This window comes from Pseudescherichia sp., assembly GCF_031979925.1.
Classification (GTDB): domain Bacteria; phylum Pseudomonadota; class Gammaproteobacteria; order Enterobacterales; family Enterobacteriaceae; genus Pseudescherichia.
Map to the genome: position 1 here is coordinate 187,188 of NZ_DALZFB010000004.1, position 22,403 is coordinate 209,590.

The window sequence follows — 22,403 nt, forward strand, 5'->3', positions numbered from 1 at the left end:
TCTTTAACTTACAAACCTGCGCTTATCTATTCGCTGTAACAACATCGACAGCAGCAGGCTAATCACAATCGTCACGCTGAAAATCCACACGATATCCGGCACTGGCCAGGGCAGCTCGACGCCGCGGGTGCGCAGGGCGTGGATCACCAGCGCGTGAAAGCCGTAGATCCCCAGCGAGTGGCGTGAGATCAGCCCCAGCCCCGGCAGCGGACGCGTGTTGAGCCTGTTTTTCACCAGCGTCAGCAGCGAGACCGCGCAGATAAAGACCATCGGCCCGCAGTAGACATACCAGGTATCGGCGAAGTCGCCGCGCCACTGCAGCTCATACAGCGTCCCGCGCGAGATGATCGTCACCGCGATGATAAACAGCGCCCCGCAGATCCAGTTAAGATATTTTTTATCGGTATCCATCGTGCCGATAGCGCGGCCGAGCAGGCCGTAGAGCACGTAGTAGAAGGTATCCCCGGCGATATAGAGGTTGACCGGCAGCCACTCCACGCCGCCCGCCTTCAGCGGCACGGTATTGGGGTTCGCCAAAATGCCCAGCACTACCATCAGCGCCAGCAGCATCTTGCCGCTGACGTTTTTCACCTGAATCAGCGGCGAGACCAGATAGATCACCACAATCGCAAAGAAAAACCACAGGTGGTAGAAGACCGGCTTTTGCAGCAGGTTACGCAGGCTCAGTTCGCTGTTCATCGAGGTAAAGAAGGTGATGTAGAGCAGAGCGACAGTGCTGTAGAAGAGCAGGCAGAGTGCAATGCGCAGAAAATTGCGCGGCTGGGCGCTGCGCTCGCCAAAGAAGAGGTAGCCTGAGATCATAAAGAAGAGTGGGACGCTGACCCGCGAGGCCGAATTGAGGACGTTGGCGATATCCCAGTTGAGCAGGCTGATGCTCTGCGCATCCGTGATGTAGCCGCTGGTGGTGTGGATCATCACCACCATTAAGCAGGCAATCCCGCGTAGGTTATCAATCCAGCTGATTTTTGACGCCATCCGACTCTCTTTCTCCCGCTAACAATGACAGAGCGATAACCGTGTGTTATCTAATAGATAACATAACAGCCAGCTCATCCTGCGGGGATTAAAATGATGACAAAGTGTTGCATAACGGCGCTGATATTTCTGCTTGTTGGCTGCGGGTCGACGCAGCAGGCCGCCGTGCAACCTGCTCATAAGCCGAAGGTAAGCCCGGCGACGACGCTGAGCATGGAGCAGCTCTGCCGGGAGACCGCAGCGCAGCGTTACAACACCCGCGAGCAGAGCATTGCGGTCACCGGAATGGTGCAGTTTCAGGCCAGCTATGAGATGCGTGGCCTGACGCCGCGGGAAGAGCGTTTCGTCTGCGCGTTCGATCCTGATGGGCAATTTTTACACCTTTCCATGCGTTAGCAGGTCAATTTTCCCAAACAACCCCGTTTCGTACTGTATATCTTGCGGTCAATGGGTATACTGGCTGCTTCCTTTAAATCCACACGTATCCAGCACGAAATAATATGCAAAAGTTTGATACCCGGACCTTCCAGGGCCTGATCCTGACCTTACAGGATTACTGGGCTCGCCAGGGCTGCACCATTGTCCAACCTTTGGACATGGAAGTTGGCGCAGGCACCTCCCATCCTATGACCTGCCTGCGTGCGCTCGGCCCGGAGCCGATGGCCGCTGCCTACGTGCAGCCGTCACGCCGCCCGACCGATGGCCGCTATGGTGAAAACCCGAACCGCTTACAGCACTACTATCAGTTCCAGGTCGTCATCAAGCCGTCGCCGGACAATATTCAGGAGCTGTACCTCGGATCGCTGAAAGAGCTGGGTATGGATCCGACCATTCACGATATTCGCTTCGTTGAAGATAACTGGGAAAACCCGACCCTGGGTGCCTGGGGTCTCGGCTGGGAAGTGTGGCTGAACGGCATGGAAGTGACGCAGTTTACCTACTTCCAGCAGGTCGGCGGCCTGGAGTGTAAGCCGGTGACCGGTGAGATCACCTACGGCCTCGAGCGCCTGGCGATGTATATCCAGGGCGTGGACAGCGTATACGACCTGGTTTGGAGCGACGGCCCGCTGGGGAAAACCACCTACGGCGACGTGTTCCACCAGAACGAAGTGGAGCAGTCTACCTATAACTTCGAACATGCTGACGTCGACTTCCTCTTCACCTGCTTCGAGCAGTATGAAAAAGAGGCACAGCAGCTGCTGGCGCTGGAGAACCCGCTCCCGCTGCCTGCCTACGAACGTATTCTGAAGGCCGCCCACAGCTTTAACCTGCTGGACGCGCGTAAGGCCATCTCCGTGACGGAGCGTCAGCGCTACATTCTGCGCATCCGCACGCTGACCAAGGCCGTTGCCGAGGCTTACTATGCGTCCCGTGAAGCCCTTGGCTTCCCGATGTGCAACCGAAACAAATAAGAGGCGGCCATGTCTGAGAAAACTTTTCTGGTGGAGATTGGCACTGAAGAGCTGCCACCAAAAGCCCTGCGCAGCCTGGCTGAGTCCTTTGCTGCCAACGTCACCGCCGAGCTGGATGCAGCCGGCCTCGCCCACGGCAGCGTAGAGTGGTTTGCCGCGCCGCGTCGTCTGGCGCTGAAGGTGGCTAACCTTGCGGCCTCTCAGCCGGATCGCGAAGTTGAAAAACGCGGCCCAGCGATCTCCCAGGCGTTTGACGCCGAGGGTAAACCGAGCAAAGCGGCAGAGGGCTGGGCGCGCGGCTGCGGTATCACCGTAGACCAGGCCGAGCGTCTGACCACCGATAAAGGCGAGTGGCTGCTCTATCGTGCCCATGTGAAAGGCGAAAGCGCACAGGCGCTGCTGCCCAACATGATCGCCACCGCCCTGACCAGGCTGCCGATCCCGAAACTGATGCGCTGGGGCGCAAGCGACGTGCAGTTTGTGCGTCCGGTGCACACCGTGACCCTGCTGCTGGGCAGCGACGTCATTCCGGCGACCATTCTGGGTATCGACTCCGATCGCGTGATCCGCGGCCATCGCTTTATGGGCGAGCCGGAGTTCACCATCGACCATGCCGACCAGTATCCGCAGATCCTGCTGGAACGCGGCAAGGTGATGGCAGACTACGAGCAGCGTAAAGCCAAAATTAAAGCTGACGCCGAAGCGGCGGCGCGCCAGATTGGCGGCAATGCCGATCTGAGCGAAAGCCTGCTGGAAGAGGTCGCCTCGCTGGTGGAGTGGCCGGTAGTGCTTACCGCCACCTTCGAAGAGAAGTTCCTCGCCGTGCCGGCCGAGGCGCTGGTCTACACCATGAAGGGCGATCAGAAGTACTTCCCGGTCTACGCTAACGACGGCAAGCTGCTGCCGAACTTTATCTTCGTCTCTAACATTGAGTCGAAAGATCCGCAGCAGATCATCTCCGGTAACGAGAAGGTGGTGCGCCCGCGTCTGGCTGACGCCGAGTTCTTCTTCAATACCGACCGCAAGAAGCGTCTGGAAGACAACCTCCCGCGCCTGCAGACCGTGCTGTTCCAGCAGCAGCTGGGCACCCTGCGCGACAAAACCGACCGCATCATGGCGCTCTCCGGCTGGATTGCCGCCCAGATTGGTGCCGACGTAGCGAACGCCGAGCGTGCGGGCCTGCTCTCTAAGTGCGACCTGATGACCAACATGGTGTTTGAGTTTACCGACACCCAGGGCGTGATGGGGATGCACTATGCGCGTCACGACGGCGAAGCCGAAGAGGTGGCCGTTGCCCTGAACGAGCAGTACCAGCCGCGCTTTGCCGGTGACGATCTGCCGTCTAACCTGGTGGCCTGCGCGGTAGCCATTGCCGATAAGATGGATACCCTGGCGGGCATCTTTGGCATCGGCCAGCATCCGAAAGGCGACAAAGATCCGTTTGCGCTGCGTCGTGCCGCGCTGGGCGTGCTGCGCATCATCGTTGAGAAGAACCTCAACCTGGATCTGCAAACCCTCACTGAGGAAGCGGTGCGTCTGTACGGCGATAAGCTGACCAACGCGAAGGTGGTGGATGACGTCATCGACTTTATGCTGGGCCGCTTCCGCGCCTGGTATCAGGACGAAGGCTATACCGTTGATACCATCCAGGCGGTGCTGGCGCGTCGTCCGACCCGTCCGGCAGACTTCGACGCCCGCATGAAGGCGGTTTCGCACTTCCGTACTCTGGACGCCGCCTCGGCGTTGGCAGCGGCGAACAAGCGCGTCTCCAATATCCTGGCGAAGTCAGACGAAACGCTGAACGAGCGCGTCAATGCTGCCACGCTGGTAGAGGCGGAAGAGATCGCCCTGGCGATGCAGGTGGTCGTACTGCGCGACAAGCTGGAGCCGTACTTTGCAGAAGGTCGCTATCAGGAAGCGCTGGTGGAGCTGGCAGAACTGCGTGAGCCGGTCGATGCTTTCTTCGAGAAGGTGATGGTGAACGTTGAGGATAAAGCACAGCGTATTAACCGCCTGACCATGCTGGAGAAACTGCGCGAGCTGTTCCTGCGCGTGGCGGATATTTCGCTGCTGCAGTAATCCTCCCGATCCGCAGAAACTAAAAACCCGCCTTTGGCGGGTTTCTTTTTTTATAACCAGGTAAAGCGGGCAAAGAAATCACTCCATCAGCTGACGGCTGAGGCGTGGGTTTGCCTGAATCAAGCGCATCAGTTTTAGCTCGGTAGTGGAAGGTTTTACTCGTTTAGATTCCCACTCATGCACCATTGCTACGCTAACGCCCATCACACGTGCAAAATCATCTGTTTTCAGACCGGTGCCCTTTCGCAGCTGTTCGAACTCGCTAAAAGGGTTCGGCTTTTGGATCTGACTTACTTTCCGGGATTCATCTTTAAAAACAATTTGTTCCAGACTGCTAAGCAGCTCAATCATTGGATCTTTGTATTCCATCGAATACTCCTCATAAAACACACCGCGAGGCCGTGAACAGCACAGAGAAATTTAAGAATAGTCGCTAAAAATTAACCTGGTATGTGGACTACATGATTATTTGTCGCACAAATTGATTTCAGACAATAAAAGAGCCTATAAAAGCAGCAGCTCCCCGTCTAATCGATTGATTTATCGGCCTCTCGCAGCGGTAGTAAAAATTCGTCAATCGTTGGCAAAAAAATCGCTAATCGCCTTATGGCACAATTTCCCTGGGCGTTGATTTTCCGCGCAAGAATGCAACGAAAGGGGTATCTTGCGCGGCCCACCTGGACTATCCTTGTCAGCGTCAGGCACACGTGTGCCGGTGTGCGCTTTTTTTGGGTGAAAGGAGTATTAAAATGGCGACAGGAAAGTCCTGCTCTCGCTGGTTCGCGCCTCTTACGGCGTTATTAATGGTAGTTAGCCTGAGTGGGTGTTTTGATAAAGAGGGCGATCAGCGCAAGGCGTTTATCGATTTCCTGCAAAATACAGCGATGCGTAGCGGTGAACGCCTGCCAACGCTGACTGCCGATCAGAAAAAGCAGTTTGGCCCGTTCGTGTCAGACTATGCCATTCTGTATGGCTACTCCCAGCAGGTGAACCAGGCGATGGACGCTGGTCTGCGCCCGGTGGTGGACAGCGTGAATGCCATCCGCGTCCCGCAGGACTATATGACCCAACGCGAGCCGCTGCGTCAGGCTAACGGCTCCCTGGGCGTGCTGAGCCAGCAGCTGCAAAATGCCAAAGTGCAGGCGGATGCCTCTCGCTCCGCGCTGAAACAGAATGATGACCTGAAGCCGGTCTATGACCAGGTTTATGAGAAAGTGGTGACCCAGCCGTCTAACGCGCTGCAACCGCTGATCCCGGCAGCGCAGATCTTTACCCAGCAGCTGGTGCAGGTAGGTGATTTTATCGCCCAGCAGGAGGCGCAGGTGAGCTTCGTTGCCAACGGCATTCAGTTCCCGACCTCGCAGCAGGCGAGCCAGTATAACTCGCTGATTGGGCCGCTGGCCTCGCAGCATCAGGCGTTTACGCAGGCCTGGAGCTCGGCGGTGAACGCCACGCAGTAAGCAGCAAGCGTTCTGATGTCCCCGTCTGACGGCGGGGACAATGTAATGAAAGGTAAGCATGACAAATAGTGCTTGCTATGCCGCCGAGATAATGCGTTAATGCGTCATCGGTTTGATATACAGACCTTAAAGCAGTTTAGTAAAGCAGTCCCCTTCAAGAGTTATCATAGATACTCCTCGTAGTGAGCTCTCCTTTATCGCTTAAAAAATCTGTAAAGCACGCCATAGCGCCGGAAGGCAAACTTAATTAAAAAGGTAATATCTATGTCTAACAAAATGACTGGTTTAGTAAAATGGTTTAACGCTGACAAAGGTTTCGGCTTCATCACTCCTGACGATGGCTCTAAAGACGTGTTCGTACACTTCTCTGCTATCCAGAACGATGGCTACAAATCTCTTGATGAAGGCCAGAAAGTATCCTTCACCATCGAAAGCGGCGCTAAAGGCCCGTCTGCTGGTAACGTTGTAAGCCTGTAAGCTTAACGTTTAAAGCACGATGTTAAAAAAACCCGCCTCGGCGGGTTTTTTGTTTTCTGCGATTTACTTCGCAATCTGCGGATTAACGCAGTTCTTCTCTACCTTGCCGTTGAGGGCGTCGATCAGGTTATCGACGGCGCAGGCGGCCATGTTGTAGCGCGTCTCGTGCGTTGCCGAGCCGATATGGGGCAGGGCGACGACGTTCGGCAGGCTCAGCAGCGGCGAGTCCACCGGCAGCGGCTCCTGTTCGAAAACGTCCAGCCCGGCGGCGTGGATCTCACCGCTTTTCAGCGCCTCAATCAGCGCCTGCTCATCTACCACCGGACCACGGCCCGCGTTGATAAAGATGGCGGACGACTTCATCTTCTTAAACTGCTCCGCGCCAATCATATGGTGCGTCTCGTCGGTCAGCGGCAGCACCACGCAGACGTAGTCTGACTCCTGTAGCAGGGTGTCGATATCACAGTAGCGGGCCTGGAAACGCTCTTCCGCCTCGCTGTGATGGCGACGAGCGTTATAGAGGATCGGCATACCGAAACCAAAGTGCGCCCGCTGCGCCAGCGCAAGCCCGATGCGGCCCATACCAATGATGCCCAGCGTTTTGTGATGCACATCGATGCCGAACCAGTCCGGACCAATCCCCTGTTTCCATTCGCCTGCTTTCACCCGCTCCGCCACTTCCACCACGCGGCGGGCGGTGCTGAGGACCAGCGCCATCATGGTATCGGCAACGGTCTCCGTCAGCACGGTAGGGGTGTGCATCAGGAAAATGCCCCGCGCGTTAAGCGCATCGACGTCAAACTGATCGTAGCCAACCGACACGGTGGAGGTGGCACGCAGCTTCGGCATCTTTTCCAGCAGCGCCGCATCCACTTTCTCACTCGAACCCAGCAAGCCCTCTGCGTTTGCAAACGCCTCCGCGTTTTTTTGCACCGTCTCTGGGTCGAGGTTGTCGACCTGGGTGACGGTAAAGTGGTCTTCCAGACGCTGGTGCAGATCGTCAGGCAGTGCTTTGTACAGGATGATGGACGGCTTCATGCGTATCTCCGTAATCAATGGGTTGAGGGGCGTCCGGCGCGCATCATGCGGGCAGGAGCCTGTTGATTATTCGCAGGCTTAACAATCAAAGTAAGCCATACCGAAACAAAAAGTGCCACCCCCATAAAAATGTACGATGCGGACGGGCTGCCGGTCGATCCGTTGAGATAACCCACAAACCACGAGCCAAAGAAGGAGCCGAGCGCGCCCATGCTATTGATCAACGCCATTGCGCCGCCCGCCACGTTACGCGGCAGCATCTCCGGAATGATGGCGAAGAACGGGCCGTACGGGGCATACATCGCCGCACCGGCAATCACCAGCAGGGTATAAGAGACCCAGAAGTGGTTTGCGCCTACTGCCCAGGAGCCGATGAAGGCGAAGGCAGCAATCAGCAGCAGCGGCCAGACGAACAGCTTGCGGTTTTGCAGCTTATCGGAAGCCCAGGAGGCGAGGATCATTGCAATGGTGGCGGCCAGGTAGGGAACGGACGAGAGCCAGCCCACCTCTACCATGCCTAAGTTTGCGCCGCCGCTGCGGATGATGGACGGCAGCCACAGCACGAAACCGTACACGCCGATGCTCCAGGCAAAATACTGCATGCAGAGCAGGATAACGTTGCGCGAGCGGAAAGCTTCGCCATAGTTACGTACCGCCTTGATACCCTCTTGCTCTTTCTCCAGCTGCACTTTTAACGCAGTTTTTTCATCTTCCGCCAGCCACTTAACCTGCTCCGGCTTATCTTTGACCAGCACCCACCAGCAGAAGGCCCAGATGATGGCCGGAACGCCCTCGATAATGAACATTTCACGCCAGCCAAAGGCCTGGATCAGATAGCCAGAGACCACTGACATCCATAGCACCGTGACCGGGTTCCCGAGGATCAGGAAGGTATTGGCTCGTGAGCGTTCAGATTTGGTAAACCAGTTGCTGATGTAGATCAGCATCGCTGGCATCACCGCCGCTTCTACCACGCCCAGAATAAAGCGAATAGCGGCGAGCATCGGGATATTGTTAACCACGCCGGTCAGCGAGGCACACGCCCCCCACAGGATGAGGCAGATAAAGATCAGCTTGCGGACGCTACGGCGTTCGGCGTAGAGCGCGCCAGGGATCTGGAAGAAGAAGTAACCGAGGAAGAAGAGCGCGCCCAGCAGCGATGAGATGCCTTTGGTTATGCCCAGATCCTCGTTAATACCCGCAGCGGACGCGAAGCTGAAGTTGGCCCGGTCGAGGTAGGCCAGACTGTAGGTGATAAACACAATCGGCATAATGTACAGCCAGCGTTTTGCTGCATTAGTAGAGCTTTTCATAGGCTTGCCTCGGATGTTGAGGTTTATGCTGCCTCTGTAGTGTAGGGTACAGAGGATCTGTAATTTAGAACGTTTCCGCGAGCTGCGCGCGCGTCGGTAAGCCTTCGCTATCGCCGGGAACCTGGATCGCCAGCGAGCCGATCTTATTTCCTCGTGCGACCGCCTGCGGGAAGGTTTTTCCCTCCAGCAGGGCGCTGATCACCCCAACGGCGAAGCCATCCCCTGCGCCGACGGTATCGACAACGTTATCCACCCTGACGGCGGCAACCGCACCCTGCTCACCGGCGGCGGTTTTAAACCATGCCCCGTCGGCTCCGGTTTTAATTACGACCGCTTTGACGCCCTGCGCAAGATAGAAGTCTGCCATCCCCTCCGGTGTGCTTTGACCCGTCAGGATGGCCGCCTCTTTAAGGCCAGGTAATACCCAATCGGCCTTGAAGGCGAGGCTGTTTAGCTTTTCAACCATCTCCGCTTCGCTTTTCCATAGCACCGGACGCAGGTTGGGATCGAAAGAGATCGTTTTTCCCTGTGCCTTCATCGTACTTGCCGCATGATCCAGAAGATCGTAAGCGGTGGACGACAGCGCCGCCGCCACGCCGCTCAGGTGCAGATGCCGGGCACGAGTAAAGGTTGCGGCATTGAAATCATCGCAGGAGAGATGGCTGGCGGCAGAGCCTTTGCGGAAATACTCCACGATGGGATCGGTTCCATTTTCCGCCCGCGATTTGAGCTGAAAACCAGTGGGATAGCGATCGTCAACGGTAACGCTCTCGCTATTAATGTTCTCTTTTTTCAGCGAGCTCAGCACGAAACGGCCAAAGCTGTCGGATCCAACGCGGCTGACCCAGCTGACGTTCAGACCAAGGCGAGCGAGGCCGGTAGCGACGTTAAGCTCCGCGCCTGCAACGCGTTTGATAAAGGCGTCTGCCTCGGCCAGTTCGCCCGGCTCGGTTGCCACAAACATTGCCATCGCTTCGCCAACGGTAATGACATCCAGCGCGTTATGCATGATGAAACTCCTCACGTAACCAGTTGACGTAGCGGCGCGTAACGGCAGTCAGATCGCGCCCTTCAAGGGGGAATTCAATACCGCGCGGCGCATCGGCGGGCAGTACGTCAAGCAGCGCCTGCCAGCGCGGCTCGTCATGGTCTGGCGGCACGGCACGCCAGTGAAAATGGTGGGCCTGTGCGGCCTTGACGTGGATATAGCTCACGGCAGGGGCCAGCAGGCGCGCGGCCTCTTCCGGGGACTCGTCTACCCACAGCCAGTTACCCATATCAAAAGTCAGCGTCACCGGAAGATTCAGTACCTTGCAGGCGGCGCTAAAGCGCTGCATGGGGGCAAGCTTGCCGCATTCGGTCTGGTCGTTCTCCACCACCAGCGCCATGCCGCTCTCCGCCAGCATGGCGCGCAGCGGCTCAAGGGTAGATTTATGCTGGAAATGGCCAAGGGAAACCTTCAGCCAGAGGGCGTTAAGGGCGTGGGCTTCCTGCAACAGCGACGGCAGCAGCGGGTTCAGCGTGCCGTCGGGCAGGCAGAGCGGCTCCGGGGCGGAGTAGCAGGCCAGCAGATTGTGTTGAGCAATGGCGGCGGCCAGCGCGGGCAGGCTCTCCAGCTCTTGCGGACTAAACAGCTCCCGGCGGATTTCGACGCCATCCGCACCGCCGTTAGCGATAAAGGGGAGCACTGCCGCCTGCCCGCCCAACTGGTTCAGTCGGTCGTGGCCATAGGCGGCGGTGACAACGATAATTTTTCTTTCCATCTGGCAGCTCCAGCGTTAACTCTTGCCTTAACGCTAGATGGAACCGGTTCCAAAGAAAAGGACACCATCTCTAAAGCATGATCGTCGTCACGAAGGTTATCAAAGAGACGTTGAGCCGCGCACGATCAGCTCGCCGGAGAAGAGCTGCTCGCGGACGGTATCGTCAGTACCGTCAATGCGGCGCACGACCTGCTCGACGGCGGCGTAGCCAATCTGCCAGGTAGGCTGCTTGAGGGTAGTGATGCCGACGCCAGCGAGTTCGGCCCACTCCAGTTCGTCAAAACCGAGCAGGCCGATATCGCTGCCCCAGTGCAGGCCAATGCGTTTAAGCGAGCGGGCCACCTGAAGGGTTAACGCGCCGTTGGCGGAGATCACCGCTTTACGCATTCCGCGGTGGCGAGCGTGAAACTGTCGCAGGGCGTTATCGATCTGCGCCGCCTCGTGCAGCACCGTCTCGGCGTTCTCGGCCACCACGCCGGGGTAGCGGGCAAGGGTGGCGCGAAAAGCGTTCAGGCGTTCGCGGCGGGTATTGACCGTGCCGAGCGGCTCGCTGAGAAACAGCAACGCCTCAAAGCCCTGCTGGATCAGATGCTCAGTGGCGGTGGTGGCGGCCTGGGTGTTATCCAGCCCCACCACGTCGCAGGCAAAATCAGGGATTTTGCGATCGATAAGCACCATCGGCAGCGCCGACTGTTGCAGGCGGTTCAGCGCCTCCTCCCGCATCCCAACGGCGTTGACTACAATCCCTTCCACCTGATAGCTGCGGAGCAGATCCAGGTAGTGCTGCTCCCGGTCCAGCTCGTTGTTGGTATTACAGACCAGCGGCGTAAAGCCCTTCTCCCGGCAGGCGGCCTCAATGCCGCTGAGCACGTTGACGGAGTAAGGGTTAGTGATGTCGGCGATGATCAGGCCAATCAGGCGAGTGCGGCCGCGCTTGAGACCCTGCGCCATCAGGCTGGGGCGGTAGTCGAGGGTGGCAATGGCATGCTCTATGCGCAGGCGTAGATCTTCCGAGAGCAGGTTTTGCTCGCCGTTCAGATAGCGTGAGACGCTGGTTTTACCGGTTTTCGCCGCTTTTGCGACATCGCTGATAGTGGGGCGGGCGGCCTTTGCGTTCATGTCCATCTCCGAGAGTTAACCATCTGGAGAGTAACATATTTTACGATTGGCGCGATTTGATGTCCATTAGTGGACGAGATTTGCATACTAATGCAGTGCTCTTTTTTATTGAATGATTGTACTGAGATCTCTTTTTAAAAAATGATAATGAATTATCATTTTCCTGATATACAGAGTTTATCACTATTGCCGTGCCGTTATGAGGGAAAGATGGATAACCGTATCGACAAGGATGACTTAAGGAAAACAGTAGAAGGACTAATGTCTGCACAACTGAATAATAAATTAATCATTATGAAATTAATTTTACCCGGCACCGTTTATTATAAATTACAGGCGCAGGAGTATGGAGGAAAGGGCGTTTATTATAACCCTGACAGTAATACACGCTTCTCATTAAGCGATCGTTCCAAAGGGGTACAATATCTGGCAGAATCACCACACACTGCCTGCCAGGAGTTTTATCAGCAAGAAAAATTTATTGATTATAATGATTATATAACAAATTGCATGGCAGAGATCAGAGTTATGCGTCATGTATGCGTATTTGATGAAACGCTGCTTGCACCGCATTTAGGTATTGCCATTGGCGATCTTATGGCCCCGAAGAAAACGGCTTATGCTTATACCCAGCGACTGGCCACAGCATTAGCTTCCTATGCCGATGGGCTTGAATATTTGTCACGTTATACTGGAAAACCCTGCGTTGTGCTCTGGTCAAATTGCGTGGAGGGTAATGGTACGCTCTCTACCGATTCGGTTATACCGCTCTGTCACTATAAGCAAAATGGTCGAACTGCAAAGGAAATACTTAAATATCAGTTAGGGATACGTATAGTTCAGTAAAACGGCCCTTAATCAAACCTTTACTAAACCGCATGGTTTGTTCCAAAACTTTCAGCCTGGATTATAAGAAAGTCCATCTCCTCTTCCGTTGCGCCACGCTGAAGTATACTTAGCGCTGAGGTCTCTTCTCCGCTATGGGGTAATTCTATTCTGCGAGTAAAGAAATTACATTTTCGTACGCTGCTGACACTGTTTTTCATATGCGATAGCAATTGCGGTACGCCTTTTAGCATTCCTTTTTCGCTTAATTTTTCTTTTACTGAAAATTGAAAGACGGGATAGAGATTTTCAACGCCCCACTCTAATACGATAAGCTTATTTTGTTTACCATATTTATGGATTGTGGGAATAGAAAGGGAGAGTAAAGTACGCACAGTGTTTGATTTATGAACTCCGCCATACGGCTGGAGACTTTCCAGAAATGCTATGCGGTTCTCGGCAAATTCCTGTTGCTCATCCTTTTCAGGCGTACGGGCATGAATGGCTTTGTTGGCTAAGGCTTTGTATCTAAGCTCAGTTAAGAAATCGTTATCCGATAGCGCCAGCAGTGATAACAGTTCTTCTGAAGAGATATTGGATAAGTTAGCGAGCAGATCGTTACTGACATTTTCTAGTCGCTGGCGAACCACCTGAACAGGATGCTGGTATACAGGTGCATGACCTTTACCGTGGTTAGTTCTCATCTCTGTCACCTGTATTTTAAGATTTAACTCCATCGATAGTATTATAAATCTTAAATTTGCACAACATTTGCCCAAGCCGCCTCAATAAAAAAGCCCGGTGGCGCTCGCGCTTACCGGGCCTACACGTGGATCTTTGGCCAGGTTAGGCGCAGCCGCCACCCGGCAAAAACGTTATGCCGTTGGGCTAAGCGTAATCTCGACGCGGCGGTTCTGCGCCTTGCCCTCTTCGGTGCTGTTGCTGGCGATCGGGTTCGCCGGACCCATGCCGCTGGTGCGCATGCGGCTGGCATCCACGCCCTGGGTAATCAGCGAGCTGGCAACCGAGTCGGCGCGCTGCTGTGACAGGCGCATGTTGAGATCCTGGCCGCCGGTGCTGTCGGTGTAGCCCACCACGTTCACCGCCGTTTTCGGATACTCTTTCAGGACCATCGCCACGCCGGTCAGGGTGTTGGCACCCGCCGCTTTCAGGGTGGCGCTGCTGCTGTCAAAGGTGACATTGTTCGGCATGTTAAGCACGATGTTGTCGCCGTTGCGCGTCACGCTGACGCCGGTTCCCTGCATTTTCTCGCGCAGTTTGGCTTCCTGCACGTCCATGTAGTAACCCGCCCCGCCGCCGAGCGCCGCACCTGCCGCTGCGCCAATCAGCGCACCTTTGCCGCGATCTTTCTTCGAGGAGGAGAGGACGCCTACGCCTGCGCCGACCAGCGAGCCAATGCCCGCGCCGATGCCAGATTTTCCTGCTTCACGTTCGCCGGTGTAGGGGTTAGTCGTACAGCCAGAAATTGCCAGCGCACCGCATACCGCGGCGGCAATCATAATGACGCGTTTTTTCATCGTTTATCCTTAAATGCGTTTTCGTTCTAAGCCACTGCAAGGTGGTGGTTGATTATGACGCCTGAATAGGGTGAAAATTTCCGGAAAGAATCCGAATTTTGTAAATAACATTGAATGGCCTGTATAAAGGACCATCACACCTGCATCTACGACCGGAGAGCACGCGCTTTGGCAAACACATCGATTAAAACGGTTCTGACCGCAGCCCACTGGGGGCCCATGCTGGTTGAAACCGATGGCGTACAGGTTCTGAACTCACGCGGCGCGCTGCCGACCTCCCACCCGAACTCGCTCCAGACGGCGGTGCGCGACCAGGTTCACAGCAAGACCCGGGTGCGTTTTCCCATGGTGCGCAAAGGCTTTCTCGCCTCGCCGGATAGCCCGCAGGGCGTTCGCGGCCAGGATGAGTTTGTCCGCGTTAGCTGGGACGAGGCATTGGATCTGATCCACGCCCAGCATAAGCGCATTCGCGACAGCTACGGTCCATCATCTATCTTTGCCGGCTCCTACGGCTGGCGCTCTAACGGCGTACTGCACAAGGCGGCGACGCTGCTCCAGCGTTATATGAGCATTGCGGGCGGCTATACCGGTCATCTGGGGGACTACTCCACCGGCGCGGCGCAGGCGATCATGCCCTACGTAGTAGGCGGCAACGAGGTCTATCAGCAGCAGACCAGCTGGCCGCTGGTGCTGGAGCACAGCGAGGTAGTGGTGCTCTGGAGCGCCAACCCGCTCAATACCCTGAAAATTGCCTGGAACGCGTCGGATGAGCAGGGTATCGCCTTTTTTGATCGGCTGCGCCGCAGCGGCAAGCGGCTGATCTGCATCGATCCTATGCGATCGGAGACGGTGGATTTCTTCGGTGACAGCATGGAGTGGATCGCACCGCATATGGGCACTGACGTGGCGCTAATGCTCGGCATCGCGCATACCCTGCTGGAGAACGGCTGGCAGGACAGCGACTTCCTGGCGCGCTGCACCGAGGGCTATGAAATATTTGCTGCCTACCTGAGCGGCGAGAGCGACGGCGTAGCGAAAACTGCCGAGTGGGCGGCAGCCATTTGCGGCATCGAGGCGGAGAAAATTCGCGAGCTGGCCCAGTTGTTCCACGAAAACACCACCATGCTGATGTCCGGCTGGGGAATGCAGCGCCAGCAGTATGGCGAGCAGAAGCACTGGATGCTGGTAACTCTGGCGGCAATGCTGGGGCAGATCGGCACGCCGGGCGGCGGTTTTGGTCTCTCCTACCACTTTGCTAACGGCGGCAACCCGACGCGGCGGGCGGCGGTGCTGGCCTCAATGCAGGGCAGCGTGCAGGGCGGCGTCGATGCGGTAGATAAAATTCCGGTGGCGCGCATCGTCGAGGCGCTGGAAAATCCCGGCGGTGCGTACCAGCACAACGGCATGGACAGGCACTTCCCGGATATTCGCTTTATCTGGTGGGCGGGTGGCGCAAACTTTACCCATCATCAGGATACCAACCGGCTGATCCGCGCCTGGCAGAAGCCGGAGCTGGTGGTGATCTCCGAGTGCTACTGGACCGCAGCGGCGAAGCACGCGGATATCGTCCTGCCTGCCACCACCTCCTTTGAGCGTAACGATCTCACTATGACCGGCGACTACAGCAACCAGCATCTGGTGCCGATGAAGCAGGTAGTTGCTCCGCAGGACGAAGCCCGGGACGATCTTGAGATCTTCGCCGACCTGAGCGAACGCTGGGAGGAGGGGGGCCGGGAGCGCTTTACCGAGGGCAAAACCGATCTGCAATGGCTGCAAACCTTCTACGAGATTGCGGGCCAGCGCGGAGCCAGCCAGGGCGTGACCCTGCCGCCGTTTGCTGAGTTCTGGGAAGCGAACCAGCTGATTGAGATGCCGGAGAGCGAGCAGAACGCGCGCTTCGTGCGGTTTGCCGACTTCCGTCGCGATCCGCAGGCTAATCCGCTGAAAACCGACAGCGGCAAAATCGAGATCTACTCAAAGCGCATTGCCGGATACGGCTACGCCGACTGCCCGCCGCACCCAATGTGGCTTGCGCCGGTGGAGTGGCACGGCAACGCGGAGTCTGGACAATTGCAGGTGCTCTCCGCGCATCCGGCGCACCGTCTGCACAGCCAGCTAAGCTACAGCGATCTGCGCGAGCGGTACGCGGTTGCCGGGCGTGAGCCTATCACCCTGCATCCACAGGATGCGCAGGCGCGCGGGATTGTTGCAGGTGACGTGGTACGCGTCTGGAACGGGCGCGGGCAGGTGCTGGCGGGTGCGGTAGTGACCGAGGGCATCCGTCCAGGGGTGATCTGCATTCACGAAGGCGGCTGGCCGGATCTCGACCCAGTGGCGGGGGGCATCTGTAAAAACGGCGCGGTCAACGTGCTGACAAAGGATCTCCCCACCTCGCGGCTGGGTAACGGCTGCGCGGGCAATACCGCCCTGGCATGGGTAGAGAAGTACACCGGTCCTGCGTTAACGCTTACGGCGTTTGATCCGCCTGCCAGCTCATAATCCACGTCGGGTGATGCGTTTCATCCTGCCAGGCGCTGTCCTCAATGCGGAACCCGCAGGCATGGTAGAAGTGCACCGCCCGGGTGTTCTTCTGGTACACCTCCAGGCTAAGCTGGGGGTGGAGCTGCATAACGTGCTCCAGCAGCGCTCGACCAATACCCCTGCCGATGGCGGCAGGGCGTACAAAGAGCGCGCCGACAAAGCGCGCATCCATCACGCTGACAAATCCCTGTAGCGTCTCTTGCTCTTCCCACACCCAGGTGGTGGCGTTGGCGAGGTAGACATCCCGCACCATGGCGATACTCTCCTGCCAGTAGCTCTCCCGGATAAAGGGGTGGGCAAAGGTGGTGCTCTCCAGCCACAGCCGCAGCAGCGGGGCGCTATTTTTACGATGCCATTCGTGGATCATCCTCGCCTCCTGGATGGCAGAAACAGCCGGTAATATGATCGTTGACCAGCCCGCAGGCCTGCATGAACGAGTAGCAGATAGTGGTGCCGACAAACTTAAAGCCGCGCTTCTTCAGCGCCTTTGACAGGGCATCTGACTCAAGAGTTGAGGTGGGGATCTCGCTCAGGGTGGCCGCCTGGGTGACCCGCGGCGGGCTATCCGCAAAGGACCAGACAAACTTGCTAAAGGACTCGCCGTTCTCCGCCATCGCCAGGTAAGCGCGGGCGTTGCCGATAATGGCCTGGATCTTTCCCCGGTGGCGGATGATACCCGCGTCCAGCATCAGACGCTCAACGTCCTCCTCCTGCATTGCGGCCACGCGCTGCGGATCGAAATGGTGGAAGCAGCGGCGGTAATTTTCCCGCTTTTTCAGCACCGTGATCCATGATAGTCCGGCCTGCTGGCCTTCGAGGCAGATCATCTCAAACAGCTTCTGGCCGTCGGTCTGCGCAACGCCCCACTCCCTGTCGTGATAGTCAATGTACAACGGGTCCTGACTGACCCAGCCACAACGTTGCATTTTCATCTCCCTTTGTTGCTATGAATCACAAAAGAAATCACTGCCGCTGGCTTGACGTGCCTGGTAAAGAGACAATATTTAATACAGGGTTTTAAGCCCACCAAGAACGATAACAATAATGCCGAATTCGGCTCTCTCCTGGAGTCGCATTGATGAACAATAAGAAATTCAGTGGCCGCCGCCTGGCGTTAGCGTCTGTTTGCCTGTTTTTTTGTCACACGGCGCAGGCCTGGCAGCAGGAATATATCGTGACCGACCCGCAAAGTAATACGACCGATCGCTATACATGGGATAGCGATCACCAACCGCGCTATGACGATATTCTGGAGGAGCGCATCCGGTCGGGGCAAAACTTGCCTGGCGCAACCTTTAACCTGTCCGATGATAACCCACTCGACGCGACAAGTACGATGAGTATGGGGTGGAATTTTCCACTGGCCTACAGTATGACCACCGGGCCGGTGGCCGTCTGGCATTACGACAGCTCCGCCTCGACGATGTTTAACGAATTTGGCGACGGTCCAGCCAATTTGCAGTTCAGCGATCCGCTATGGCATGCCAGCGTCAGCTCCGTTGGCTGGCGGGTGGACAGCCGCTTTGGCGATCTCCGTTCGTGGGCGCAGATTAGCTATAACCAGCAGTTTGGCGAGAACCTGTGGAAGAGCCAGTCAGGCCTCAATCGCCTCTCTGCCTCCAGCCAGTATGGCAACTGGATGGACGTTACCTTTGGCGCAGACATGCTGCTCAATCCGCACCTTGCGGCCTATGCCTCGATGTCGCAGTCGGAGAACGATGTGACCGGGCAAAACTATCTCTACAGCATGGGCGTTAGCGCACGTTTCTAACGCCTGTTTTAAACAAACGAATAACATTTAGACTACATGACTGGCGCGCCTGAGGTTGATAGTACGCACTAACTTACCCTGTAAAAAACGCAGTGGTACAAAAAGGCGCTGCCATTCATTCCCTCTCCAAGGCATTTCATTCCCTCCTCGCTGCATTTCATGCCTTTTTTCACCCGGCATAAAATGCGCTTCGCTATCGTTGACGGCAGAGAATTTCTTAATTTCCTTATGCAGGAAGACTGCCATGAACACATCAACCGCAAATCGCACCCGCTGGCTAACCCTTGTCGGCACCATCATCACTCAATTTGCCTTAGGATCGGTCTACACATGGAGCCTGTTCAACAGCGCGCTGGCAGAAAAGCTCGATGAGCCAGTAAGCCAGGTCGCTTTCTCCTTTGGTCTGCTCAGCCTGGGCCTGGCGATCTCTTCGTCGGTGGCCGGGAAACTGCAGGAGCGTTTTGGCGTTAAGCGCGTCACGATGGCCTCCGGCATCCTGCTTGGCATCGGCTTAATGCTTACCGCCCACGCTAACAACCTGATGATGCTCTGGCTGAGCGCTGGCGTGCTGGTCGGCCTGGCCGATGGCGCAGGCTACCTGCTGACCCTCTCTAACTGCGTTAAATACTTCCCGGAGCGTAAGGGGCTGATCTCAGCGTTTGCCATTGGCTCCTATGGTCTTGGCAGCCTCGGCTTCAAGTTTATCGACAGCCATCTGCTGGCGACCGTGGGGCTGGAGAGCACCTTTACGATCTGGGGCGCGATTGTGATGGGGATGATTCTGTTCGGCGCGATGCTGATGAAAGATGCCCCGCAGCAGAAAGTGACGATGACCAACGGCGTAGTCGAAAACGACTTCACCCTGGCGCAGTCGATGCGCAAACCGCAGTACTGGATGCTGGCGGTAATGTTCCTCACCGCCTGCATGAGCGGTCTGTACGTCATTGGCGTGGCGAAAGATATCGCCCAGGGCATGGTGCATCTGGATATGGCTACCGCCGCCAACGCGGTAACGGTAATTGCTATCGCTAACCTGACGGGCCGTCTGGTGCTGGGTATCCTCTCTGATAAGATCGCCCGCATCCGTGTGATTACCCTCGGCCAGATGGTTTCGCTGGTGGGGATGGCCGCGCTGCTGTTTGCTCCGCTCAACGCGGTGACCTTCTTCGCGGCGATTGCCTGCGTCGCCTTTAACTTCGGCGGCACTATCACCGTGTTCCCGTCGCTGGTGAGCGAATTCTTCGGCCTGAACAACCTGGCGAAAAACTACGGCGTGATCTACTTAGGCTTTGGTATCGGCAGCATCTGCGGCTCGATTATCGCCTCGCTGTTCGGCGGCTTCTACGTCACCTTCTGTGTGATTTTTGCCCTGCTGATCCTCTCCCTGGCGCTCTCCACCACCATCCGCCAGCCGCAGAGCAAAGTGTATAAACAGGCGCACGCCTGACGGCTTTTCGTGCGGTAAAGCTACCAGGACGGGTGACAGCGACTATCTTTAGTGATTAGCGCTTCCAACAAAAAGGAGTCACCCTATGTCTTTAGAAAAAGTGGTTTACCGCGCGAAAGCAAAAGCAACCGGCGGCCGTGATGGCCGCGCTGTCTCTTCCGATGGCGTGCTGGATATCAAACTCGGCGTACCCAAAGAGATGGGCGGGGCAGGTGGTGAAGCGACCAACCCGGAGCAGCTGTTTGCCGCAGGCTACTCGGCCTGCTTCCTGGGCGCGTTGAAGCACGTCGCCTCGCAAGAACAGAAGAAAATTCCGCAGGATGCCTATATAGAAGGGCAGGTAGGTATCGGTCCGATCCCTACCGGCTTTGGCATCGAAGCCCAGCTGGATATTCACCTGCCGGGAATGGATCGCCAGGAAGCAGAAGAGCTGGTGCAAAAAGCGCATGTTGTCTGCCCTTACTCTAACGCCACCCGCGACAATATTGACGTTACCCTGAACGTTATCACCTCTTAATCTCTTTTCTGCCTGATCCGATCCGGTCATATTTTTGTAAATATCTGACCGGATCACATTCCCCATGACACTTTTTTGAAGCCTTGTGGTCTACTATGCCGCGCTTTAAGAAGTTACCTGGTTTGACTTCCAACGCACTCTATTAACCTGCCTGCTGGCGAAAGACACAGTATGCGGGTGCTTTTATTGATTCCCTTTTTACAGGGCAGCTTGCATGAGATATATCAAAGTCATGACGCAGCAGAGGCTTAGCTTCCTGCTGGCGTTATACATCGGCCTGTTTATGAACTGCGCCGTCTTTTTCCGCCGCTTCGACAGCTATGCGGAAGATTTTACCTTTTCAAAAGCCTGCGCCGTAGCCATTGAACTGTTTGGCACGGTACTGATTACCTTCTTTTTACTCCGTGTGCTTTCGCTCTTTGGCCGCCGCGTATGGCGCGTGCTGGCCACCCTGCTGGTGCTCTTCTCCGCCGGGGCCAGCTACTACATGACCTTCCTGAACGTGGTGATTGGCTACGGCATTATTGCCTCGGTGATGACCACGGATATCGATCTCTCGAAAGAGGTGGTGGGCCTGCACTTTGTGATTTGGCTGGTGGCCGTCAGTGCGCTGCCGCTGCTCTTCATCTGGAGCAACCGCTGCCGCTACACTCTGCTGCGCCAGCTGCGCACGCCGGGGCAGCGCCTGCGCAGCGTGACGCTGGTGGTGCTGGCCGGGCTGATGGTCTGGGGGCCAATCCGCCTGATGGACATTCAGCAGAAGAAGGTCGAGCGCAGCACCGGGGTCGATATGCCGAGCTACGGCGGCGTAGTGGCGAACTCCTATCTGCCCTCCAACTGGCTTTCGGCGCTGGGGCTTTATGCCTGGGCGCAGGTGGATGAGTCTTCCGACAATAAATCGCTGATGAACCCGGCGACGAAGTTCACCTACGTGCCACCTAAAGACCTGGATGATACCACCGTGATCTTTATCATCGGTGAGACCACCCGCTGGGATCATATGGGCATTTTTGGCTATGAGCGTAACACCACGCCTAAGCTTGCCCAGGAGAAGAACCTGGCGGCGTTCCGCGGCTACTCCTGCGATACGGCGACCAAGCTCTCGCTGCGCTGTATGTTTGTCCGGCAGGGCGGGGCGGATGAGAATCCGCAGCGCACCCTGAAGGAGCAAAACATCTTTGCGGTGCTCAAGCAGCTCGGTTTCGCCTCGGATCTCTATGCGATGCAGAGCGAGATGTGGTTCTACAGCAACACTATGGCGGACAACATCAGCTACCGCGAGCAGATTGGTGCTGAGCCGCGCAACCGGGGCAAGCACGTTGACGACATGCTGCTGCTGGATGAGACCCGCATCGCTTTGGATAACACTCCTACCGGTAAGCACCTGATAGTGCTGCATACCAAAGGATCGCATTACAACTATGTGCAGCGCTATCCGCGCAGCTATGCGCAGTGGACGCCGGAGTGTGTAGGCATTGATAAAGAGTGCAGTAAGCAAGAGCTGATCAACGCCTATGACAACTCCGTAACCTACGTTGATAGCTTTATTAGTAAAGTTATCGATCAGGTACGGGATAAGAAGGCGATAGTCTTCTACGCGGCCGACCACGGTGAGTCAATCAACGAGCGTGAGCACCTGCACGGTACGCCGCGCAACATGGCGCCGCCGGAGCAGTTCCGCGTGCCGATGATGGTGTGGATGTCTGACAAATATCTGGAGAACCCGGAGAAAGCGAAGATGTTTGCTCAGCTCAAGAAGCAGGCGGAGATGAAGGTTCCGCGCCGCCACGTTGAGCTGTATGACACCATCATGGGCTGTCTGGGCTACACCTCGCCGAACGGTGGGATTAACCAGAACAACAACTGGTGCCGTCTGCCGGACAAGGTCGCGAAAGCCAACTAGATTACATGGTGAGTTTCTCACCGATCGAATGGCTTTTTTACAATAAGGGATTGACGGTCGGGGTTGTCAGCAGTAAGATGCGCCCCGCATTCGGTGATTGGCGCAGCCTGGTAGCGCACTTCGTTCGGGACGAAGGGGTCGGAGGTTCGAATCCTCTATCACCGACCAAATTTGAAAAGCCTGACCTCACGGTCAGGCTTTTTG

General features: G+C 56.4%; 23 protein-coding genes and 1 tRNA gene. 12 read left to right on the forward strand and 12 right to left on the reverse strand.

Annotated elements, in window-relative coordinates; all coding sequences use genetic code 11:
* Positions 1–3: 3 nt before the first annotated feature.
* Positions 4–996, reverse strand: a complete 993-nt coding sequence (locus RTM13_RS09215; protein ID WP_312211756.1) for an acyltransferase — start codon at positions 994–996, stop codon at positions 4–6.
* 93 nt (positions 997–1,089) lie between these two features.
* Here RTM13_RS09215 and RTM13_RS09220 point away from each other — a divergent pair, with 93 nt between their 5' ends.
* From RTM13_RS09220 to glyS, 3 genes are all read left to right on the forward strand, one after another.
* On the forward strand, positions 1,090–1,392 hold the full coding sequence (locus tag RTM13_RS09220) for a YsaB family lipoprotein (RefSeq protein ID WP_312211757.1): 303 nt from the start codon (positions 1,090–1,092) through the stop codon (positions 1,390–1,392).
* A 104-nt stretch (positions 1,393–1,496) separates the two neighbouring features.
* A complete protein-coding gene (glyQ, locus tag RTM13_RS09225) occupies positions 1,497–2,408 on the forward strand; it encodes a glycine--tRNA ligase subunit alpha (protein WP_042393986.1) in 912 nt (303 codons plus the stop codon).
* 9 nt (positions 2,409–2,417) lie between these two features.
* Positions 2,418–4,487, forward strand: a complete 2,070-nt coding sequence (gene glyS / locus RTM13_RS09230; protein WP_312211758.1) for a glycine--tRNA ligase subunit beta — start codon at positions 2,418–2,420, stop codon at positions 4,485–4,487.
* 78 nt (positions 4,488–4,565) lie between these two features.
* Here the strand turns inward: glyS and RTM13_RS09235 are convergent, their stop codons facing one another.
* The gene (locus RTM13_RS09235; protein WP_312211759.1) at positions 4,566–4,856 is read right to left on the reverse strand and encodes an HTH-type transcriptional regulator; all 291 of its coding nucleotides are present in this window, start codon (positions 4,854–4,856) and stop codon (positions 4,566–4,568) included.
* Positions 4,857–5,236: 380 nt separating this feature from the next.
* Between RTM13_RS09235 and RTM13_RS09240 the strand changes: the two genes are divergently transcribed.
* Positions 5,237–5,947, forward strand: coding sequence for a DUF3053 domain-containing protein (locus tag RTM13_RS09240; RefSeq protein WP_312211760.1), 711 nt, complete (start codon positions 5,237–5,239; stop codon positions 5,945–5,947).
* A 264-nt stretch (positions 5,948–6,211) separates the two neighbouring features.
* Entirely contained in the window at positions 6,212–6,424 is a 213-nt protein-coding gene (gene cspA, locus RTM13_RS09245; protein WP_042393997.1) for an RNA chaperone/antiterminator CspA, read from the forward strand.
* Positions 6,425–6,487: 63 nt separating this feature from the next.
* On the opposite strand, the gene ghrB is transcribed toward cspA, so the two are convergent.
* The 5 genes from ghrB to RTM13_RS09270 all read right to left on the reverse strand — a co-directional run bounded on the left by ghrB (position 6,488) and on the right by RTM13_RS09270 (position 11,657).
* Positions 6,488–7,462 (reverse strand): glyoxylate/hydroxypyruvate reductase GhrB, encoded by a 975-nt coding sequence (gene ghrB, locus RTM13_RS09250; protein WP_312211761.1) that lies wholly within the window; start codon positions 7,460–7,462, stop codon positions 6,488–6,490.
* Between the two features lie 14 nt (positions 7,463–7,476).
* Positions 7,477–8,775, reverse strand: a complete 1,299-nt coding sequence (locus RTM13_RS09255) for an MFS transporter (RefSeq protein ID WP_312211762.1) — start codon at positions 8,773–8,775, stop codon at positions 7,477–7,479.
* Between the two features lie 64 nt (positions 8,776–8,839).
* Positions 8,840–9,784, reverse strand: coding sequence for a sugar kinase (locus tag RTM13_RS09260; protein WP_312211763.1), 945 nt, complete (start codon positions 9,782–9,784; stop codon positions 8,840–8,842).
* Positions 9,777–10,538, reverse strand: coding sequence for a sugar phosphate isomerase/epimerase (locus tag RTM13_RS09265; protein WP_312211764.1), 762 nt, complete (start codon positions 10,536–10,538; stop codon positions 9,777–9,779). The genes RTM13_RS09260 and RTM13_RS09265 overlap by 8 nt, the downstream gene beginning before the upstream one ends.
* A 99-nt stretch (positions 10,539–10,637) precedes the next feature.
* The gene (locus RTM13_RS09270; RefSeq protein ID WP_312211765.1) at positions 10,638–11,657 is read right to left on the reverse strand and encodes a LacI family DNA-binding transcriptional regulator; all 1,020 of its coding nucleotides are present in this window, start codon (positions 11,655–11,657) and stop codon (positions 10,638–10,640) included.
* 210 nt (positions 11,658–11,867) lie between these two features.
* Here RTM13_RS09270 and RTM13_RS09275 point away from each other — a divergent pair, with 210 nt between their 5' ends.
* Positions 11,868–12,503 (forward strand): RES family NAD+ phosphorylase, encoded by a 636-nt coding sequence (locus RTM13_RS09275; RefSeq protein WP_312211766.1) that lies wholly within the window; start codon positions 11,868–11,870, stop codon positions 12,501–12,503.
* 23 nt (positions 12,504–12,526) lie between these two features.
* Here the strand turns inward: RTM13_RS09275 and RTM13_RS09280 are convergent, their stop codons facing one another.
* On the reverse strand, positions 12,527–13,186 hold the full coding sequence (locus tag RTM13_RS09280; protein ID WP_312211767.1) for a hypothetical protein: 660 nt from the start codon (positions 13,184–13,186) through the stop codon (positions 12,527–12,529).
* 171 nt (positions 13,187–13,357) lie between these two features.
* On the reverse strand, positions 13,358–14,020 hold the full coding sequence (locus RTM13_RS09285; protein ID WP_312211768.1) for an OmpA family lipoprotein: 663 nt from the start codon (positions 14,018–14,020) through the stop codon (positions 13,358–13,360).
* A gap of 114 nt (positions 14,021–14,134) precedes the next feature.
* On the opposite strand from RTM13_RS09285, the gene RTM13_RS09290 reads away from it, so the two are divergent.
* A complete protein-coding gene (locus RTM13_RS09290; protein WP_312211769.1) occupies positions 14,135–16,519 on the forward strand; it encodes a molybdopterin guanine dinucleotide-containing S/N-oxide reductase in 2,385 nt (794 codons plus the stop codon).
* Here RTM13_RS09290 and RTM13_RS09295 read toward each other — a convergent pair.
* Positions 16,488–16,928: an N-acetyltransferase gene (locus RTM13_RS09295; protein WP_312211770.1), complete on the reverse strand. Its 441-nt coding sequence runs from the start codon at positions 16,926–16,928 to the stop codon at positions 16,488–16,490. The genes RTM13_RS09290 and RTM13_RS09295 overlap by 32 nt on opposite strands.
* Positions 16,906–17,487, reverse strand: a complete 582-nt coding sequence (gene tag, locus RTM13_RS09300; RefSeq protein ID WP_312211932.1) for a DNA-3-methyladenine glycosylase I — start codon at positions 17,485–17,487, stop codon at positions 16,906–16,908. The genes RTM13_RS09295 and tag overlap by 23 nt, the downstream gene beginning before the upstream one ends.
* 152 nt (positions 17,488–17,639) lie before the next feature.
* Here tag and RTM13_RS09305 point away from each other — a divergent pair, with 152 nt between their 5' ends.
* Positions 17,640–18,332: an autotransporter outer membrane beta-barrel domain-containing protein gene (locus tag RTM13_RS09305; RefSeq protein WP_312211771.1), complete on the forward strand. Its 693-nt coding sequence runs from the start codon at positions 17,640–17,642 to the stop codon at positions 18,330–18,332.
* A gap of 27 nt (positions 18,333–18,359) precedes the next feature.
* Here the strand turns inward: RTM13_RS09305 and RTM13_RS09310 are convergent, their stop codons facing one another.
* Positions 18,360–18,578 (reverse strand): hypothetical protein, encoded by a 219-nt coding sequence (locus RTM13_RS09310; protein WP_312211772.1) that lies wholly within the window; start codon positions 18,576–18,578, stop codon positions 18,360–18,362.
* On the opposite strand from RTM13_RS09310, the gene RTM13_RS09315 reads away from it, so the two are divergent.
* The 4 genes from RTM13_RS09315 (at position 18,577) to RTM13_RS09330 (ending at position 22,367) form a co-directional block, all read left to right on the forward strand.
* Positions 18,577–19,779 (forward strand): MFS transporter, encoded by a 1,203-nt coding sequence (locus RTM13_RS09315; RefSeq protein ID WP_312211773.1) that lies wholly within the window; start codon positions 18,577–18,579, stop codon positions 19,777–19,779. The genes RTM13_RS09310 and RTM13_RS09315 overlap by 2 nt on opposite strands.
* A gap of 85 nt (positions 19,780–19,864) precedes the next feature.
* The gene (locus tag RTM13_RS09320) at positions 19,865–20,296 is read left to right on the forward strand and encodes an organic hydroperoxide resistance protein (protein WP_042394035.1); all 432 of its coding nucleotides are present in this window, start codon (positions 19,865–19,867) and stop codon (positions 20,294–20,296) included.
* 214 nt (positions 20,297–20,510) lie between these two features.
* Complete coding sequence (eptB, locus tag RTM13_RS09325) at positions 20,511–22,199, forward strand: kdo(2)-lipid A phosphoethanolamine 7''-transferase (RefSeq protein ID WP_312211774.1); 1,689 nt, start codon at positions 20,511–20,513, stop codon at positions 22,197–22,199.
* 91 nt (positions 22,200–22,290) lie between these two features.
* A tRNA-Pro gene (locus RTM13_RS09330) sits at positions 22,291–22,367 on the forward strand.
* Positions 22,368–22,403 lie beyond the last annotated feature (36 nt).

Excerpts from the sequence above, each read along its gene's own strand:
- RTM13_RS09305 (WP_312211771.1), top strand. The coding sequence starts at position 17,640 with ATGAACAATAAGAAATTCAGTGGCCGCCGCCTGGCGTTAGCGTCTGTT.
- RTM13_RS09315 (WP_312211773.1), top strand. The coding sequence starts at position 18,577 with ATGAACACATCAACCGCAAATCGCACCCGCTGGCTAACCCTTGTCGGC.
- RTM13_RS09290 (WP_312211769.1), top strand. The coding sequence starts at position 14,135 with ATGGCCTGTATAAAGGACCATCACACCTGCATCTACGACCGGAGAGCA.
- RTM13_RS09295 (WP_312211770.1), bottom strand. The coding sequence starts at position 16,928 with ATGATCCACGAATGGCATCGTAAAAATAGCGCCCCGCTGCTGCGGCTG.
- glyS (WP_312211758.1), top strand. The coding sequence starts at position 2,418 with ATGTCTGAGAAAACTTTTCTGGTGGAGATTGGCACTGAAGAGCTGCCA.
- glyQ (WP_042393986.1), top strand. The coding sequence starts at position 1,497 with ATGCAAAAGTTTGATACCCGGACCTTCCAGGGCCTGATCCTGACCTTA.
- RTM13_RS09310 (WP_312211772.1), bottom strand. The coding sequence starts at position 18,578 with ATGGCAGTCTTCCTGCATAAGGAAATTAAGAAATTCTCTGCCGTCAAC.
- RTM13_RS09240 (WP_312211760.1), top strand. The coding sequence starts at position 5,237 with ATGGCGACAGGAAAGTCCTGCTCTCGCTGGTTCGCGCCTCTTACGGCG.
- RTM13_RS09220 (WP_312211757.1), top strand. The coding sequence starts at position 1,090 with ATGATGACAAAGTGTTGCATAACGGCGCTGATATTTCTGCTTGTTGGC.
- RTM13_RS09320 (WP_042394035.1), top strand. The coding sequence starts at position 19,865 with ATGTCTTTAGAAAAAGTGGTTTACCGCGCGAAAGCAAAAGCAACCGGC.
- RTM13_RS09275 (WP_312211766.1), top strand. The coding sequence starts at position 11,868 with ATGGATAACCGTATCGACAAGGATGACTTAAGGAAAACAGTAGAAGGA.
- RTM13_RS09215 (WP_312211756.1), bottom strand. The coding sequence starts at position 996 with ATGGCGTCAAAAATCAGCTGGATTGATAACCTACGCGGGATTGCCTGC.
- RTM13_RS09235 (WP_312211759.1), bottom strand. The coding sequence starts at position 4,856 with ATGGAATACAAAGATCCAATGATTGAGCTGCTTAGCAGTCTGGAACAA.
- RTM13_RS09255 (WP_312211762.1), bottom strand. The coding sequence starts at position 8,775 with ATGAAAAGCTCTACTAATGCAGCAAAACGCTGGCTGTACATTATGCCG.
- RTM13_RS09260 (WP_312211763.1), bottom strand. The coding sequence starts at position 9,784 with ATGCATAACGCGCTGGATGTCATTACCGTTGGCGAAGCGATGGCAATG.
- cspA (WP_042393997.1), top strand. The coding sequence starts at position 6,212 with ATGTCTAACAAAATGACTGGTTTAGTAAAATGGTTTAACGCTGACAAA.
- ghrB (WP_312211761.1), bottom strand. The coding sequence starts at position 7,462 with ATGAAGCCGTCCATCATCCTGTACAAAGCACTGCCTGACGATCTGCAC.
- RTM13_RS09265 (WP_312211764.1), bottom strand. The coding sequence starts at position 10,538 with ATGGAAAGAAAAATTATCGTTGTCACCGCCGCCTATGGCCACGACCGA.
- tag (WP_312211932.1), bottom strand. The coding sequence starts at position 17,487 with ATGCAACGTTGTGGCTGGGTCAGTCAGGACCCGTTGTACATTGACTAT.
- RTM13_RS09285 (WP_312211768.1), bottom strand. The coding sequence starts at position 14,020 with ATGAAAAAACGCGTCATTATGATTGCCGCCGCGGTATGCGGTGCGCTG.
- eptB (WP_312211774.1), top strand. The coding sequence starts at position 20,511 with ATGAGATATATCAAAGTCATGACGCAGCAGAGGCTTAGCTTCCTGCTG.
- RTM13_RS09270 (WP_312211765.1), bottom strand. The coding sequence starts at position 11,657 with ATGAACGCAAAGGCCGCCCGCCCCACTATCAGCGATGTCGCAAAAGCG.
- RTM13_RS09280 (WP_312211767.1), bottom strand. The coding sequence starts at position 13,186 with ATGAGAACTAACCACGGTAAAGGTCATGCACCTGTATACCAGCATCCT.